Source organism: Cellulosimicrobium funkei, from assembly GCF_004519295.1.
Lineage (GTDB): Bacteria > Actinomycetota > Actinomycetes > Actinomycetales > Cellulomonadaceae > Cellulosimicrobium > Cellulosimicrobium funkei.
Map to the genome: position 1 here is coordinate 216,249 of NZ_SOZH01000001.1, position 15,706 is coordinate 231,954.

Consider the following 15,706-nt stretch of genomic DNA (forward strand, 5'->3'; position numbering starts at 1 on the left):
GAATACACGGGTCCGTGTACTGTCGCACCCATGGTCGAGACGGTCACCCTCACCCACACCGCCGCGCTCGCGCGGCTGGGGCACGCCCTGTCGGACGAGACGCGCGCCCGCGTCCTGCTCGCGCTGCGCGAGGCGCCCGCCTACCCGTCCGACCTCGCCGACGCGCTCGGCGTCTCCCGCCAGGTCATGTCCAACCAGCTCGCGTGCCTGCGCGGGTGCGGGCTCGTCGAGGCGATCCCCGACGGGCGCCGCACCTGGTACCGCCTCGCCGACCCGCACCTCGCACCCGCGCTCGACGACCTGCTGCGGCTCGTCGTCCAGGTCGACCCGACCTGCTGCGGCCCCGACGGGTGCACGTGCTCATGACCTCCGTCCCCGTCGGCGCACCGCCGTCCGCCCCCGCCCTGACGGCCGCGCGCCGCACCGTCCTCCAACGGCGCGTGCGGTGGGTCGTCGCCGCGGCGATCTCGTGGAACGTCGTGGAGGCCGTCGTCGCGATCACGGCAGGACGGGTCGCGTCGTCGGCCGCCCTCGTCGGGTTCGGGCTCGACTCGCTCGTCGAGGTCCTCTCGGCTGCCGCGGTCGCCTGGCAGTTCGCGACGCCCGACCCCCACCGGCGCGAGCGGGCCGCGATGCGGGTCATCGCGGTCTCGTTCCTCGGCCTCGCGGTGTTCGTGTCCGTCGACGCCGTCCGGTCGCTGCTCGGCGCGGCGGAACCCGAGCACTCGGTCGTCGGCATCTGGCTCGCCGCGGTGAGCCTCGCCGTCATGCCGTTCCTGTCGTGGTTCGAGCGCCGCACCGGACGCGAGCTCGGCTCGGCGTCCGCCGTCGCGGACTCGAAGCAGACTCTGCTGTGCACGTACCTGTCGGCGGTCCTGCTCGTCGGGCTCGTCCTCAACGCGACCCTCGGGTGGTCGTGGGCCGACCCGCTCGCCGCGCTCGTCATCGCCGCCCTCGCGGTCAAGGAGGGCGTCGAGGCCTGGCGCGGCGACGCGTGCTGCGCCCCGACCGCCGTCGCGCATGCCGGCCCCACGGACGCCGCCGCCCCGTCCTGCGACTGCTGCCGACACGAGCCCTCGACCGCCGAGCGAGGTGCACCGGTCGTACAGTGACCGCCGTGACGACCGAGCCTCCCCCTGATGTCGGCGCGGACTCCGGCGCCGCCGCGGGCACGGCTCACCGGCGACGCCGCCGTCGCCTGCCGCCGTGGCTGCTCGCCGCGGTGGTCGTCGTCGCGCTCCCCGCGACGGGGCTGCTCCCCGCGGCGGACGCGCGCGACCTGCTCGTGCGCACCGGGCCGGTCCTGGTGTTCCTCCTCGCCATCACGGTCGTCGCGGAGCTGTGCGCGGGCGCGGGCCTGTTCGACGCCGTCGCCGCCCGGGCGGCGCGGCTCGCCCGAGGTCGGCGGATCGTGCTGTGGGTCCTCGTCGTGCTGCTCGCGACGGCCAGCACCGTGGTGCTGTCGCTCGACACGACGGCGGTGCTCGTCACGCCCGTCGTGCTCGCCCTCGCCCGGCGCACGGGCACCAGGCCCCTGCCGCTCGCGCTCACCGTGCTCGCGCTCGCCAACACGGCGTCGCTCCTCCTGCCGGTCTCGAACCTCACCAACCTGCTCGCGGCGGACCGGTTCGGCACCGGGTACGTCGGGGTGATGTGGGCGCCGGCGCTCGCGGTGCTCGCCGTGACGGTCGTCGTGCTCCTCGTGCTGCACGGACGCCACCTGCGCGGGCGGTTCGACCTCGTGGGCCCCGGCCCGACGCCGCCCGACCGGGTGCTCCTGCGGGTCACCGGGGCCGTCGTCGTGCTCCTCGCGGTCGCGTTCGCGCTCGAGCTGCCCGTCGCGCCGACGGCGCTCGCGGGCGCGGCGGTGCTCGCGCTCGCGACGTGGTGGCGGCGCGTGCGCCCGCTCGTGCCGGTGCGGGAGATGCTGCCGTGGAGGTCCGCGGTGGTCGTGGCGGCGCTGTTCGTGGTCGTGGAGACCTGGCACGCGCACGGGCTCGGCGACCTCCTCGCCGCCGTCGCGGGCACGGGGAGCGGGCCGGGCGACCTCGCCCGCCTCGCCGCGACGGGCGTCGTCGCGGCGAACCTCGTGAACAACCTGCCCGCGTTCCTCGCGCTGCTCCCCGCGGCGGGCGAGGACGTCGAGCGGCTCGCGACCCTGCTCGTCGCGGTCGACGCCGGGCCGCTGATCACGCCGTGGGCGTCGCTCGCGACCGTGCTGTGGTGGCAGCAGTACCGCCGTCACACCTTCGGGCAGGAGCCGCCGCCCGCGTGGCACGTGATCCGTCAGGGCCTGGTGCTCGCGCCCCTCGCCGTCGCGGCGGGGGTCGCCGTCGTGGCGCTGACTTGGCCGAGGTGACCCGGCATCACGGCCGAGCGCCATGACGAAGCCCGCGCGAGGAGACGAGACGAGATCTCCGGACGCGGGCTCCGTGCTGTCTCAGGCTGAGAGCTTGTGGTTGGCGAGACGGTTCATGGAGATGCCCTGCGCGGCAGCCTCCTCGACGAGCCGGCGGTGCATGGCCGGGGGGATCCGCACGCGGAACTCGCCGGAGTAGTGGCGCTCGGACAGGGGCTCGGGGACCTCTTCGCCAGAGGCTGCGAGGTCCTCGACCACCTCGGAGGCGAGCTTCCGGATCCCGGCGAACGCGGCGGCCGACTCGGGCTCCAGCCACGAGAGAGAGGGCAGCTCGAGAACCGTACCGACGAACTCTCCGTCGTCTGCGGACCAGGACACGCGGTAGCTGTAGTGCTCGGCGGCGTTCACTTCTCCTCCTCTGAGGGGTCGTTCTCCTCGTGCATGGCCTCGAGCCTGTCGATCGCCTCGAGGACCTGTTTGACCTGGTAGGCCTTGGCCCGGCCGTTGCTGTTCTGGATGTTGACCCGGGGGTCACCGGGCCACGGCATGGCATAGACGTGGTGCGAGCCCCCGCTGCGTCTGGGCTCGCCGAAGTAGTGGTCGCACACGGCGGCGAGCTCGTCGAAGCGAACGCTGCCGGGGCTGTTCCGCATGCGGTCCAGCACCTTGTCTCGCTTCGTCACCAGACCTACGGTACCAATAGTGGTACCACCCGTGCAGTGGCCCACCGTGCTCGACGGCGGAGGTCCAGGTGCGGTCACCGCAGGCCCGTGGTCGGATGGGGAGCGATGACTTCGCGATCGATGACGACACGAACCGTCCGCGCCGCCGCCTCGTCGCTGGCGGCGGTCCTCCTGCTCGGCGGGGTACCCGCCGCGGCCGTCGCGGGCCCGGGGGGTGAGCCAGCCCGCACCGGTGCCGCCACGGCGTCGGCCCGCACCGGACCCGCCACGACCACGGCCGCCCAGGTCGAGGCCCCCGTGCCCGAGATCGCGTGGGGGCCGTGCGACGGCGACGGCCTCGAGGCGTTCGAGTGCGCGACGGCGCAGGTGCCGACCGACTACGACCGCCCTCACGGCCGCACGACGACCATCGGCCTGACGCGGCTCCCGGCGTCCGACCCCGAGCAGCGGATCGGGAGCCTGTTCACCAACTTCGGCGGCCCCGGCGGGCCGGGCGTCGAGACGCTGCACCTGCTGGGGGGCTCGCTCTTCGACGACGACGTGCTCGCGCGGTTCGACGTCATCGGGTTCGACCCGCGCGCCGTCGGGACGTCCGACCCCGCGACGTGCTTCCGCGACCAGGAGCGGGAGAACGCGTTCCTCGCGGGCCTGCCCGCGTTCCCCGTGACCGACCGCGAGGAGACGCGCTACCTCGGCCAGATGGCGGCGTTCGGGGCGTCCTGCACGCTGTTCTCGGGCGACCGGATCGCGCACGCGTCGACGGCGAACGTCGCGCGCGACATGGACCTGCTGCGCCAGGCGGTGGGCGACGAGCAGCTCAGCTACGTGGGGTACTCCTACGGCACGGTGCTCGGCGCGACGTACGGGGCGCTGTTCCCGGACCGCGTCCGCGCCCTCGTGCTCGACGGCACGATGGACGTCGACGCGTGGTCGGGCGTCGGGTCGCGCGAGCTGATCGGCGCTCGGATCGGGCAGGCCGCCGGTGCGACCGAGACGTTCGGCGAGTTCACGCGGCTGTGCTCCGAGGCGGGGCCGTCGGCGTGCGCGCTCGCGTCGCTCGGCGACCCGGCCGACGTCGTCGAGGCGACCTACGCCGCGCTCCGCGAGGCGCCGGTCGACGTGCCGCTCCCCGACGGCACGAGCGTGCGCGTCGGGTACCCGGACACGGTGGCGCTCGTCTTCCAGTACCTGTACGAGCCCGCCGCGTGGGGCGACCTCGACCTCACGCTCGCGTCGCTCGCCGTGCTGAGCGGCGCCGTCGAGCCGCCCGCGGCTGCGGACCGCCAGCGCACGCTCGGTGCGCTGCCCTCGCTGGGGGAGCTGCTCCGCCGCGCGGGCTTCGCCGAGGACTACGCGTCGGTCGGCGGCGCGCTCGCGAGCCTGTGCGTCGACACGACGACCCCCGGCCGGCCGTGGCAGTACCCCGCGAAGGTCGACGCGCTCGACGCGCAGTACCCGCACTTCGGGCGCTTCCGCGGCTGGGTGGGCGTCCAGTGCGAGTTCGTGCCCGTCGAGGACCGCGACGCGTTCACGGGCCCGTGGGACCAGACGACGGAGACTCCCGTCCTCGTGGTCGGCACCCGGTTCGACCCCGCGACGCCGTACGGGTTCACGCAGCCCTACGCGGACCGCTGGCCCGACGCCCGCGTGCTCACCGTCGAGGGCTGGGGCCACACGATCATCGGCAAGAGCGCGTGCGCGGACGACGCCGTCGCGCGGTACCTCGTGGACCTCGACGCGACCGACGGCGCCACGTGCGAGCAGGACGTCGTGCCGTTCCAGGGCCCGTCGGTCCCGCTCGGGGAGGCGCTGCGCCTGCCGGTCGTCTGACCCGCTGACCGCTGACCACTTACCCGCTGACCCGCTGACCCGCTGACCCGCTGGACGGTGCCCGCTGGTCCCTTGCGGTCGCGGCCGTTCGGCCCTACCGCCAGGTCTCGGCGTCTGCCCACCCTGGAGGCATGACCGGACCGGGCCACCGCGTGACGGAGGCCGCCCGGCGCTACCCGTGGGTGGTCGCCACGGTGGCGGTGGGCGGTCTCGGCGGCGTGCTCGAGGCCTGGGGTCCGGACCGCTCGGCCCAGGTCGTGGTCTCGGCGTTCGCGCTCGTGCTCGTCGTGGTCCGGGCGCGCGCGATGGTGGCGGACCTGCGGGCGGGCACGTACGGCGTCGACCTGCTGGCCGTCCTGTCCGTCACGGCCACGGTGCTCGTGGGGGAGTACTGGGCCGCGCTCGTGGTGTGCCTCATGCTCTCGGGCGGCGAGGCGCTCGAGGACTACGCGAACGGGCGCGCGCGGCGCGAGCTCTCGAGCCTGCTGGCCGGCGCCCCGCGCGTCGCCCACCGGGCCGGGCCCGGCGGGGAGCTCGAGGACGTCCCCGTCGACGACGTGCGCCCCGGCGACGAGGTGTGGGTGCGGCCCGGTGAGGTCGTCCCGGTGGACGGCGTCCTGCTCAGCACGGCGGCCACGCTCGACGAGTCGTCGCTGTCCGGGGAGTCGCTCCCCGTGGAGCACCGGCGCGGGGACACCGTGCTGTCCGGGTCGGTCAACGGCGGCGGAGCGGCGCAGGTCCGGGCGACCGCGACGGCCGCGGGATCGCAGTACCAGGCGATCGTCGAGCTCGTGAAGCAGGCGCAGGAGTCCAAGGCGCCGTTCGTGCGCCTCGCCGACCGGGTGGCGGTGCCGTTCACGGTCGCCGCCCTCGCGCTCGCGGGCGCAGCGTGGGCGCTCAGCGGCGAGGCGACCCGCTTCGCCGAGGTCCTCGTCGTCGCGACGCCGTGCCCGCTGATCATCGCGGCCCCGGTCGCCTTCATGTCCGGCATGTCCCGCGCGGCCCGGAACGGGATCATCGTGAAGTCGGCGGGCACGCTCGAACAGCTCTCGCGCGTGCGCACCGTCGCGTTCGACAAGACGGGCACGCTGACCCACGGGGCGCCGGTCGTCGTGGAGGTCCTGCCCGCGGGCGACCGCACGCCGGACCGCGTGCTCGCGCTCGCGGCCGCCGTCGAGCAGTACTCGGTGCACCCGCTCGCGGCGGCGATCGTCCGCGCGGCCCAGGAGCGGGACCTCGCGCTGCCCGCCGCACGGGACGCGACGGAGGAGACCGCCCGGGGAGCCCGCGCGACGGTGGACGGCCACGCGGTGGCGGTCGGTCGGCTGGCCTTCGTCACCGCGGGCGCGCCCGCGGGCGTCCCCGTGCCCGGCGCGGGCCGCAGCGCCGTCCACGTGGGCGTCGACGGCGCGTACGCCGGGACCGTGCTCCTCGCCGACGAGCTGCGGGCCGAGGCCCGCCCCACCGTCGCCGCCCTCCACGCCGCGGGCGTGCGGACCACCGTCATGCTCACCGGCGACGGCGCGGCGACCGCCCGGCACGTCGCGGACCAGGTGGGCATCGACGACGTGCGCGCCGGCCTCCTCCCGCAGGACAAGGTCGACGCGGTGCGTGCGCTGCCGGACCGCCCCGTGATGATGGTCGGGGACGGCGTGAACGACGCCCCGGTCCTCGCGGTGGCCGACGTCGGCATGGCCATGGGCGCACGGGGCTCGACGGCGGCGACCGAGTCCGCGGACGCCGTCGTCGTCCGCGACGACCTCGCGCGCACCGTCGGCGCCGTGCGGATCGGCCGCCGCACCGTGCGGGTCGCGTGGCAGGCCATCGGCATCGGGATCGCCCTGTCCGGGCTGCTCATGGTCGTGGCCGCGACGGGGCGGCTCCCCGCGCTCGCGGGGGCGTGGCTCCAGGAGGTCGTCGACCTCGCGTGCATCCTGTGGGCGCTGCTCGCCACCCGCCCGGGCAGGGACGAGACGCCGCCCGGACCGTCCCGGTCGGCATCCGCCGCGGAGGTCGGCGAGCCGCTCGTGCCGGCGGCGTCGTCCCGCTGAGAACCGGCGTCCACCCGCCCACGGGCGGACGAGAGGATCGGACCCCGGACCCCCGGCACCGTCTCCGAGAATGCTCTGAGAATCGGCGGGCACGCTGTCTCGCATGAGCATCCTCACGACGCGCCGGACGTCGGCCCCGCAGGCCCAGCAGGCCCAGCAGGCCCAGCAGGCCCAGCCTCAGGACCGGGCCACGGCCCGGGCACGGCGCGGAGCGGGCGCACCCGCTCCGGGCGCGGTCGTCCTGTGGGCGGTGCTGGTCGGTGTCCTCGTGCTCGTCGTCGCGTTCTGGTGGCGGGGCACGCCGCCGTCCGCCGGGGCGTCCCCGGCCGGCGCGCTCACCGGCGTGGGGGAGCTCGTGGGGCTCGTCGCGTCGGTGCTGGTCTGCGCCCAGCTCCTCCTCGTCGGGCGCGTGCCCTGGTTCGAGCGTGCGGTGGGCCTGGACCGGCTCGTCGCGTGGCACCGCGTCCTCGGGACGGCCGTCGTGCTCCTCGTCCTCACGCACACGCTCCTCATGGTGGCCGGGACCGCCCTGCCGGCGCAGGCCGCGTCCTGGTGGCAGGCGCTCACCCTCGTGCTGGCGGAGCCGGACATGACGGCCGCGCTGGTCGGCACCGGCCTGTTCGTGGTCGTGGGGGTGTCCGGCGCGCGCCTCGTGCGGCGGCACCTGTCGTACGAGGCGTGGTTCCTCGTGCACCTGACGATCTACGCCGGGGTGTACCTCACGTTCGCGCACCAGGTCACGGCGGGCGCGCACTTCGTCGCCGACCCGACGGCCCGCGCCGCCTGGGTGCTCCTCTACGCGGGCACCGCCGCGGCCCTGCTCACGTGGCGCGTGGTGCTGCCGCTCCTGGGCGTGCTCCGGGACGCGCCGCGGGTGAGCGCGGTCGTGCCGGAGGCCGGGGGGATGACGAGCGTGTGGGTGTCGGGTCCGGCGCTCGCGGACGCCGGGGCACGGGCGGGCCAGTTCTTCCTCGTGCGCTTCCTCGCGCGGGGCCACGTCGTCACCGCCCACCCCTACTCGGTCTCCGTCGCGCCCGACGGCGAGCACCTGCGCTTCACCGTCGGTGGCCTGGGCGACCACTCGCGCGCGGTGGCCCACCTGCGGCCGGGGACGCGCGTGCTCCTCGAGGGACCGTTCGGCCGCTTCTCCGCCGCCCGGGCGCGACGCCGCGGTGTGCTGCTCGTCGCCGGGGGCGCGGGCGTCGGGCCCGTGCGGGCGCTCGCGGAGGACCTGGTCGCGCGCGGTCACGACGTCGTCGTCGTGCACCGCGCCCGGTCCCGGGCGGACCTCGGCCTCGGCCACGAGCTCGCCGACGCGCCGCTCACGTACCTGCCCGTCGTGGGCCGCCGGGCCGACCTCGGGTACGACCCCCTGGGCCCGGGGCGGCTCGACGCCCTGGTCCCCGACATCGCGTCGCGCGACGTGTTCGTGTGCGGTCCGCCCGCGATGGTCGCCACCGTCGAGGACTCGGCACGCCGCGCGGGCGTGCCGCGGTCCGCCGTCCACCACGAGGAGCTGAGCCTGTCATGACCGGACGCCGCTGGAGAGGGACGATCGTCTACGCGGGCAGCGTGCTCGCGCTCGGGGCCGCCGCGCTCGCGCGGTACGGCGGGGTGCCGGGCCTCGCCGGGGACGGGTCCGCGACGTCGGCTGGTCCCGCCGCCGTCGTCGCGGGGTCGGAGCCCGTGACCCCCACGACCCCGACGCCGGCCCCCTCCACCGCGGGCTCGACGGACCCGGGCACGTCCCCGGCGAGCCCGGGCACCGGCACGCCCGACCCGACGCGGGCGACCGTGACGGGGTCGGTCGTCCAGACGCGGTACGGGCCGGTGCAGGTCGCGGTGAGGTTCACCGGGACGCACCTCGACGCGGTGCAGACCGTGCGGTCGCCCAGCGGGGGAGAGAGCTCCCAGATCTCCGCGCGCGCCACGCCGCTGCTCGCGCAGGAGGCCGTGCGGGCGCAGTCCGCGCGCATCGACACCGTCTCCGGGGCGACCTACACCTCCGAGGGCTACCGCGAGTCCCTCCAGGCCGCGATCGACGCGCGGGGCTGACGGTGCGCCGGACGGAGACGGTCATGGGGCTGCCGATGTCGCTGGACCTGCGCGCGCCCGACGACGAGCGTGCGCAGGCTGCCGCCCGCGCGGCGTTCGCGGTGCTCCACGCCGCGGACGCGCGGTTCAGCGGGCGACGCGCGGACAGCGAGCTGTCCCGCCACCGGCGCGGGCTCGTCGCGCGCCCCTCCCGGGACCTGCGCGAGGTGCTCGACCTCGCGGAGGCCGCGCGCGTCGCGAGCGGTGGCGCGTTCGACGTGCACCGGCCGGACGGCACGCTCGACACCGACGGCGTCGTCAAGGGCTGGGCCGCGCAGCGCGCGGTGGACCGGCTCGTCGCCGCGGGGTTCTCCGACCGTCGTCGCGCCCGACCTCACGACCGCCGACGTCCTCGCGACGAGCGTCCTCGCGCTGGGCGAGGAGGGGGTCGCGTGGGCGGTGGACCAGGGGGCCGCCCTCGTGCTCGCCGTCCTCCCGGACGGGACGGTCGTCAGCGACGGGCCGGCGGGCCGAGCGGCAGCGTGAGCACGAGACGGGCCCCGTGCGGTGCGTCGGGGCGGTTCGTCGCCTCCACGGTGCCCGCGTGCTGGGCCGCGACCTCCGCGACGAGCGCGAGCCCCAGCCCGTAGTGGCGGCGCCCGCCCTCGTCGGGTGCCGGCCCGGGGCGGCGCGAGGCGAAGCGTGCGAACAGGTCGCCGGCGTCCTCGCCCAGCCCGGGTCCGTCGTCGTCGACGAGCGCCTGCGCGGCCGACCCGGCGCGCCGCACCGTGACGACGACCTCGTGCGTCGCGTGGTCGACCGCGTTGTCCACGAGCGCGGTGAGCGCGCGGCGCAGCGCGGCCGGCGCCCCCGCGACCGTGAGGTCGTCCGTCCCCGCGCGCCGCAGCGCGACGGAGCGCGACGCCGCGCGCGCCTCGGCCGAGCGCACGACGGCGTCGGCCAGCGCCGCGAGGTCGACGGGGACGAGGTCCACGGACCGCGTGTCCGCGGCCGTCAGCAGGTCGTCGAGCACGTCGCTGAGCGCGGCCGTGTCCTCGAGGAGCCCGTCGACGTCGCGCGCCACCTGCTCCGCCGTCCCCGGGCCCGGTCGTTCGAGCCGGCGACGCAGGAGCTGCGCGCGCGTCGAGAGCAGGGTGAGGGGGGTCCGCAGCTCGTGGCTCGCGTCCGCCACGAAGCGCCGCTGCATCGCGAGGGCCTGCGCCGTGGGGAGGACGGCGCGACGCCCGAGCCACCAGCCCCCGACGGTGGCGAGCACGACCCCGACGGCCGTCGCGACACCGAGCGCGAGGAGGAGGCGCGCCAGCTCCTCGCGCGTCTCGGACGGGTCGAGGACGGCCTGGACGACGCCGTCCCGACGCTCCACCGTGAGCACCCAGAACGTGCCTGCCGAGGTCGTCACCCGCTCCCGCGCGCTCGTCCCCGTGCGTGCCACCTGCTCGACGAGACCGAGGTCGGGCAGGCCGGCCGGCATCCCGGGCGACGCCTCGACACCGCGCGGCGAGGCCACGGCGACCCAGGTCCCTGGGCCCGCGTCGGTGACCTCGTCGGCCGACGCCGCCGACTCGAGCCGACGGTCGTCCGCCTCGCCGAGCGCGCGAGCCACCACGGCGAGGACGACCGCCGCCACCACGAGCAGGCTCACGAGCACGAGGAGACCCGTCTGCACCGCGAGGCGCCGGCTCGTGCGCCGCAGGAGGTCGCGCTCCGCGCCCGTGATCACAGTGCGCCCCACCGGTACCCCAGCCCGCGCACGGTCGTGACCGCGCGGCGGCCGAGCTTGCGGCGCAGGTAGTACACGTAGGTGTCCACGACCCCCGGGTCGGACGCCTCGGGGAACACGCGCTCCAGCAGCTCGTCCCGGCCGAAGACCTGGTGCGGGTGCCGGGCGAGGACCTCGGCGAGCGCGGCCTCGCGCGCCGAGAGGTCGGCGGTCGTGCCTGCGTCCGTCGTCACGCGGCGGGTCCCGAGGTCGAGCGTGCCGCCCGGGAGGCGGATCGCGCCCGCCGCCGGGGACGCCTGGCCCCGCCGGCGCAGCGCGCGCAGCCGCGCCAGCAGCTCGTCGACGTCGAACGGCTTCCCCACGTAGTCCTCGGCCCCGGCGTCGAGGCCGGCCACACGGTCGGCCGGGTTGCCGAGCGCCGACAGCACGAGCGCGGGCGCCGTGACGCCGCGCGAGCGCAGCCGGGCGAGCAGGTCGAGCCCCTCGACGGCGGGCAGGCCACGGTCGAGGAGCAGCAGGTCGTACTCGCGCGTGAGGCCGAGGTGGAGCCCGCGCTGGCCGTCGTGCGCGACCTCGACGGCGTAGCCCTCGCTCCCGAGGAGCTCCACGAGCATGTCCGCGAGCATGCGGTCGTCCTCGACCACGAGGACCCGTGCCTCGACTGTCATGCGGTTCCGCCTCGTCTCCCGGACGTGTCCATTCTGACCGCCGGGCGGTCGGGCACAACTGCGGCCGACGCACCGCCGCCCTCCCGGAGCGGGTCCTCACGGACGGTCGCGGCGTGCGACAGTGTTCCGGGCGTTCGAGCACAGGACGCCCGCCGTCCGACCGTGAGGCGCCCCGTGGCCACCTCGACCTCCTCGTCCGACCCCCCGGCCGCCGCCCTGGCCGAGGCGGAGCGGCTCGCCGTCGCGCTCGAACGCCGGGCGATGTCCGCGAGCGATGTCTCGTTCACCATCGCCGACGCGCGCGCTCCCGGCATGCCGCTGGTGTGGGCCAACCCCGCGTTCACGGCGACGACCGGCTACACCGCGGACGAGGTGCTGGGGACGAACTGCCGGTTCCTCCAGGGTCTGGGCACCGACCGCGAGGCGGTCGCGAGGATCCGCGCCGCGGTCGACGACGGCAGCACGGTGGGCGAGACGCTGCTGAACTATCGCAAGGACGGCACGGCGTTCTGGAACCAGCTCACCATCTCGCCGGTCCACGACGACCACGGGACCCTCACTCACTTCGTCGGCGTCCAGGCGGACGTCACCACCCGGGTCGAGGCGGAGCGGTCCCGCGAGGCGGCTCTCGACGCGGCGATCTCCGCGAACCGTCGGCTGACCACGACGACGCGTCTCGTCGAGCGGCTGGGCGAGCTCCTCGACGTCGAGGACGTGCTGGCCGAGGCGGCGCACGCCGTGGCCGAGGTCTTCTCGGGCTGGGCGGTCGTCGTGACGTACCCGGACCGTCGCTCGCGCACCGACGTCGCGTCGCACGACCCGGCGCTCGCCGCTGCGGCAAGGCGCCTGTCCCGGACGCCCGGCTGGGCCGACCGGTCGCTCGCGGCGGTCGACGTGCTCGGGGGCGGCGCGCGGTTCGCGCGGCCGTTCGACGTCACGCCCGACCTCGTCTCGCCGCACGCGGACGAGGAGGAGCTCGCGGCCATGCGCGCGCTCGGGCTCGGCTCCGCTATGTCGGTGGGGCTGCGGGCCCGGGGCCGGGTCGTCGGCGTGCTCGCCGTCGTCAGCCCGCAGGCCGGGTTCTTCGGTGACGAGGACGCCGTGATGTTCGAGGACCTCGGGCACCGGATCGGCCTCCTGCTCGACAACGCGCGGCTCTACGAGCGGGAGCGCGACGCCGCGCACACCCTGCAGGAGCGGATGCTGCCTCGCCTCGCCCCGCTCGACGACCTCGACGTCGCCGTGGTCTACCGGCCCGCGGCCGGCGCGTCGGGCGCCGCGGTCGGCGGCGACTGGTTCGAGGCACTCGAGCTCCCCGGCGGCCGCGTGCTCCTCGTGGTGGGTGACGTCGTCGGGCACGACATGCACGCCGCGGCGGCGATGGGCCAGATCCGGTCGGCGCTGCTGAGCGTCGCCGCGGACGGCACCACGCCCGACGGCGTCGTCGCGCGCCTCGACGGGCTCGTGAAGCAGTTCGGCCTCGCCGACGTCGCGACGTGCGTGGTCGCGACCCTCGGGCCACCGGACGCCGACGGAGGGCGCGAGCTCGTCTACTGCCGGGCCGGCCACCCGCCGCCCCTGCTCCGCACGCCCGACGGCGTCGTGCGGCCGCTCGACGGCGCCCTCACCACGCCGGTCGGGATCGTCACGCCCGGGCCGGTGGCGGCCGTCCGCCTGCACGTACCGGCCGGGAGCACGCTCGTGCTCTACACCGACGGCCTCGTCGAGTCGCGTGCGCGCGGCCAGCGCGAGGGGATCGTCGAGCTCGCGCGCGCCTTCGGCCGCGCTCCGGCGGACGCGGGTGCGGCGGCCACCCGGGACCACCTGCTCGACCAGGCCGGGGATCATCGCAGCGAGGACGACACGTGCCTGCTCGTCGTCCGCCTCCCGCGCGGGGGCGAGGCCACGGCGTCGGACGGCGGTGCGCCGCCCGACGCCTGAGCCGTCGGGCGGGGCGCAGGCGTCACGGGCTCTCGGAGACCGGCCCCCGCAGCCGCGCCCGGTCGTCCTCGGTCCCGCCCCGGAGCCGGCGCGCGAGCGTGTCGCGCCAGCGCGCGGGGAGCGTCGGGAGCGCGGCGAGCGCCGCGGCGGCCGGGAGGTCGTCGCGGTCGAGGTTCATCACGCGGTTGACCTCCCGCACCGTCGCGCTCCGGGCCGGCCGGTCGACGACGACGGCGGTCGCGCCCGACCGCACCGTGCCGGGCGTGAGCACGCGCAGGTACCAGCCCGTGCGACCCGACGTCTGGACCCGGTCCGGCAGGTCGACGAGGCCGTGGACCGCCGCGAGCTTGTAGCAGGGGCGGCGCGGCATGCTCACCTGGAGGGTCGCCGTCCCGAGCGTGAGCACGTCGCCCAGCAGCAGGTCGTCCTCGGTGAGCCCGCGCGTCAGGAGGTTCTCCCCGAACGCGCCGGGCGGGAGGTCCGCGCCGAGCTCGTCGCGCCACGCCGCGTAGTGCTCGACCGGGTACACGCACACCGCCTTCTCGGGGCCGCCGTGCACGCGCCGGTCGGCCTGCGCGTCGCCCTCCAGCCCTTCCGTCCCCACCGCGACGGGGCCGAGGCGCGGCCGCTTGCGGAACGCCGTCGGCACCTCGCGCCCGCGGTGGGCCACCGTGCCCACCCCGCCGGTGCGCACCTCCAGCACGACGGCGCTCGCGGGCCCCGGGGCCGGCACGGGGGAGCGCGGGTCGCCAGGTCGGGACGGTGCGGCGGGGCGGGACGGTGCGGCGGGGCGGGACGGCACGGTGGCTCCTCTCAGGCGGCGCGGCGCAGGCCGACGGCGGGGAAGTCGACGGGGACGTCGAGCGCCACGTTGACGTAGTTGGTGAACAGGTTGAGCGCGACGTGCGCGACGACCTCGACCACCTGCTCGTCGGTCCACCCCGCGTCGCGCACCGCCTGGACGTCCTGCGCGGTCACGTGACCGCGCTCGTCCACGAGGGCGAGCGCGAAGCGCAGCAGCGCCTCGACGCGCGGGTCGGACGCGGTGCCGTCCTGCGCGGCGGTGAGGTCGTCGCGCGCGACGCCGGCCTTGCGCCCGAGCGCGGTGTGGGCGGCGAGGCAGTACTCGCACGCGTTCCGGTTCGCGACGGCGACGGCGATCTGCTCGCCGACGGCCGCGCCGAGCGTGCCGGTGCCGAGGGCGCCGAACGCACCCCACATGCTCTGCAGGGCGGCGGGCGAGTTCGCGACCGCCCGGAACATCGCCGGGACGCCGCCGAACGCGGCACGGATCTGGTCGAGCCCGTCGGCGACGGGGCCGGTGGCGGACTCGGGGCTGACGAGGGGGACACGGGACACGGGGATCTCCTCCGGGTGCGGGGACGCCGGTCCCGGGCGGGGCCGACGCAGTCCAGCCTGGTCGCTCGCGTCGGACGACGGGGAACGAATCGTCCTCGGAACGTGTCCGATCGTCTGGCATCCTGGGGTGATGGCTCCCGTCGACCGGCTCTCGCACCTGCTCGAGCGGTTCCGCGTGCGGACGCACCTCTTCCACACCGGGCCGCTGTGCGGCGTCACGACGTTCGACGCGCGGCCCGGGCGCGGGTTCCTGCACGTGCTCCGGCGGGGCGAGATGGACATGACCCACGTCGGCGCGGACGGCCGGGTCGAGCGCCGCAGCGTCGACCGCCCGAGCCTGCTCTTCTACCCGCGCCCGCTCGACCACGCGTTCCACAACGCACCCACCGCGGACTCCGACTTCGCGTGCGCGACGCTCGACGTCGAGGGCGGCGCCACCCACCCGCTCGTGCGCACGCTGCCGCCCGTGCTCGTGCTGCCGCTCGCCGACGTCGCGGGGCTCGAGCCCGCGCTCGACCTGCTCTTCCGCGAGATCGACGACGTCCGCTGCGGCCGTCGCGTCCTCGCCGACCGGCTCTTCGAGGTCGTGCTCGTGCAGCTCTTCCGGTGGATCCTCGACCACGCCGACGACCTCGCGCTCCCGCCGGGGCTGCTCCCCGGCCTCGCCGACGAGCGCCTCGCGCCCGTGCTCGTCGCGGTGCACGAGGCGCCGGGGGAGCCGTGGACGCTCGCGTCGATGGCGCGCGCGGCGCACCTGTCGCGGAGCGCGTTCGCGGCCCGGTTCACCGCCGTCGTCGGGCAGCCGCCCGGCGACTACGTGACCGGGTGGCGCCTCACCGTCGCGCAGGACCGGCTCCGGGCGGGCGCCTCGGTGAGCCGGACCGCGACCGAGCTCGGGTACGCGACGCCCGCCGCGTTCTCGCGCGCGTTCAGCCACCGGGTCGGCCGTTCGCCGCGCGCGTGGCTGGCCGAGCGCGCGGACCCGGTCGCGCCGCCCGTGGCATCCTGACGCGGTGCGGTCGAAGGGGCGGGTCGAACGG

General features: G+C 76.4%; 15 protein-coding genes. 9 read left to right on the plus strand and 6 right to left on the minus strand.

Annotated elements, in window-relative coordinates:
* The first annotated feature begins 30 nt into the window (after positions 1–30).
* Genes E1O70_RS00945 through E1O70_RS00955 form a run of 3 tightly spaced genes read left to right on the plus strand, consistent with a single transcriptional unit; the run spans position 31 to position 2,359 of the window.
* Complete coding sequence (locus tag E1O70_RS00945) at positions 31–366, plus strand: ArsR/SmtB family transcription factor (protein WP_043652840.1); 336 nt, start codon at positions 31–33, stop codon at positions 364–366.
* On the plus strand, positions 363–1,112 hold the full coding sequence (locus tag E1O70_RS00950; RefSeq protein ID WP_061268179.1) for a cation diffusion facilitator family transporter: 750 nt from the start codon (positions 363–365) through the stop codon (positions 1,110–1,112). The genes E1O70_RS00945 and E1O70_RS00950 overlap by 4 nt, the downstream gene beginning before the upstream one ends.
* Before the next feature lie 5 nt (positions 1,113–1,117).
* The gene (locus E1O70_RS00955; protein WP_240696555.1) at positions 1,118–2,359 is read left to right on the plus strand and encodes an SLC13 family permease; all 1,242 of its coding nucleotides are present in this window, start codon (positions 1,118–1,120) and stop codon (positions 2,357–2,359) included.
* Between the two features lie 81 nt (positions 2,360–2,440).
* Here E1O70_RS00955 and E1O70_RS00960 read toward each other — a convergent pair whose 3' ends face one another.
* Positions 2,441–2,767: a type II toxin-antitoxin system HicB family antitoxin gene (locus tag E1O70_RS00960; protein ID WP_043652837.1), complete on the minus strand. Its 327-nt coding sequence runs from the start codon at positions 2,765–2,767 to the stop codon at positions 2,441–2,443.
* The gene (locus E1O70_RS00965) at positions 2,764–3,042 is read right to left on the minus strand and encodes a toxin HicA (RefSeq protein WP_061268155.1); all 279 of its coding nucleotides are present in this window, start codon (positions 3,040–3,042) and stop codon (positions 2,764–2,766) included. Before E1O70_RS00965 ends, E1O70_RS00960 begins: the two co-directional genes overlap by 4 nt.
* Before the next feature lie 120 nt (positions 3,043–3,162).
* Here E1O70_RS00965 and E1O70_RS00970 point away from each other — a divergent pair, with 120 nt between their 5' ends.
* From E1O70_RS00970 to E1O70_RS00985, 4 genes are all read left to right on the plus strand, one after another.
* Complete coding sequence (locus tag E1O70_RS00970) at positions 3,163–4,872, plus strand: alpha/beta hydrolase (RefSeq protein ID WP_061268156.1); 1,710 nt, start codon at positions 3,163–3,165, stop codon at positions 4,870–4,872.
* Positions 4,873–5,003: 131 nt separating this feature from the next.
* Positions 5,004–6,923: a heavy metal translocating P-type ATPase gene (locus E1O70_RS00975; protein WP_061268157.1), complete on the plus strand. Its 1,920-nt coding sequence runs from the start codon at positions 5,004–5,006 to the stop codon at positions 6,921–6,923.
* A 103-nt stretch (positions 6,924–7,026) separates the two neighbouring features.
* Positions 7,027–8,454 (plus strand): ferredoxin reductase family protein, encoded by a 1,428-nt coding sequence (locus tag E1O70_RS00980; RefSeq protein ID WP_082774555.1) that lies wholly within the window; start codon positions 7,027–7,029, stop codon positions 8,452–8,454.
* A complete protein-coding gene (locus tag E1O70_RS00985) occupies positions 8,451–8,978 on the plus strand; it encodes an FMN-binding protein (protein WP_061268158.1) in 528 nt (175 codons plus the stop codon). The genes E1O70_RS00980 and E1O70_RS00985 overlap by 4 nt, the downstream gene beginning before the upstream one ends.
* A gap of 490 nt (positions 8,979–9,468) precedes the next feature.
* Here E1O70_RS00985 and E1O70_RS00995 read toward each other — a convergent pair whose 3' ends face one another.
* Positions 9,469–10,710 (minus strand): sensor histidine kinase, encoded by a 1,242-nt coding sequence (locus tag E1O70_RS00995; protein WP_128957692.1) that lies wholly within the window; start codon positions 10,708–10,710, stop codon positions 9,469–9,471.
* Complete coding sequence (locus E1O70_RS01000) at positions 10,695–11,366, minus strand: response regulator transcription factor (RefSeq protein WP_043652826.1); 672 nt, start codon at positions 11,364–11,366, stop codon at positions 10,695–10,697. Before E1O70_RS01000 ends, E1O70_RS00995 begins: the two co-directional genes overlap by 16 nt.
* A 174-nt stretch (positions 11,367–11,540) precedes the next feature.
* Here E1O70_RS01000 and E1O70_RS01005 point away from each other — a divergent pair, with 174 nt between their 5' ends.
* The gene (locus E1O70_RS01005) at positions 11,541–13,307 is read left to right on the plus strand and encodes a GAF domain-containing SpoIIE family protein phosphatase (protein ID WP_061268162.1); all 1,767 of its coding nucleotides are present in this window, start codon (positions 11,541–11,543) and stop codon (positions 13,305–13,307) included.
* A gap of 22 nt (positions 13,308–13,329) precedes the next feature.
* On the opposite strand, the gene E1O70_RS01010 is transcribed toward E1O70_RS01005, so the two are convergent.
* Both E1O70_RS01010 and E1O70_RS01015 read right to left on the minus strand, forming a co-directional pair.
* The gene (locus E1O70_RS01010; protein WP_205688583.1) at positions 13,330–14,109 is read right to left on the minus strand and encodes an MOSC domain-containing protein; all 780 of its coding nucleotides are present in this window, start codon (positions 14,107–14,109) and stop codon (positions 13,330–13,332) included.
* A gap of 11 nt (positions 14,110–14,120) precedes the next feature.
* Positions 14,121–14,666, minus strand: coding sequence for a carboxymuconolactone decarboxylase family protein (locus tag E1O70_RS01015; protein ID WP_061268163.1), 546 nt, complete (start codon positions 14,664–14,666; stop codon positions 14,121–14,123).
* A 130-nt stretch (positions 14,667–14,796) separates the two neighbouring features.
* Between E1O70_RS01015 and E1O70_RS01020 the strand changes: the two genes are divergently transcribed.
* A complete protein-coding gene (locus E1O70_RS01020) occupies positions 14,797–15,675 on the plus strand; it encodes an AraC family transcriptional regulator (protein ID WP_043652821.1) in 879 nt (292 codons plus the stop codon).
* Positions 15,676–15,706 lie beyond the last annotated feature (31 nt).

Bases quoted from the DNA above. Each gene is read 5' to 3' on its own strand.
- E1O70_RS01000 (WP_043652826.1), bottom strand. From the start codon at position 11,366: ATGACAGTCGAGGCACGGGTCCTCGTGGTCGAGGACGACCGCATGCTC.
- E1O70_RS01020 (WP_043652821.1), top strand. From the start codon at position 14,797: ATGGCTCCCGTCGACCGGCTCTCGCACCTGCTCGAGCGGTTCCGCGTG.
- E1O70_RS00945 (WP_043652840.1), top strand. From the start codon at position 31: ATGGTCGAGACGGTCACCCTCACCCACACCGCCGCGCTCGCGCGGCTG.
- E1O70_RS00985 (WP_061268158.1), top strand. From the start codon at position 8,451: ATGACCGGACGCCGCTGGAGAGGGACGATCGTCTACGCGGGCAGCGTG.
- E1O70_RS00980 (WP_082774555.1), top strand. From the start codon at position 7,027: ATGAGCATCCTCACGACGCGCCGGACGTCGGCCCCGCAGGCCCAGCAG.
- E1O70_RS00950 (WP_061268179.1), top strand. From the start codon at position 363: ATGACCTCCGTCCCCGTCGGCGCACCGCCGTCCGCCCCCGCCCTGACG.
- E1O70_RS00970 (WP_061268156.1), top strand. From the start codon at position 3,163: ATGACGACACGAACCGTCCGCGCCGCCGCCTCGTCGCTGGCGGCGGTC.
- E1O70_RS00975 (WP_061268157.1), top strand. From the start codon at position 5,004: ATGACCGGACCGGGCCACCGCGTGACGGAGGCCGCCCGGCGCTACCCG.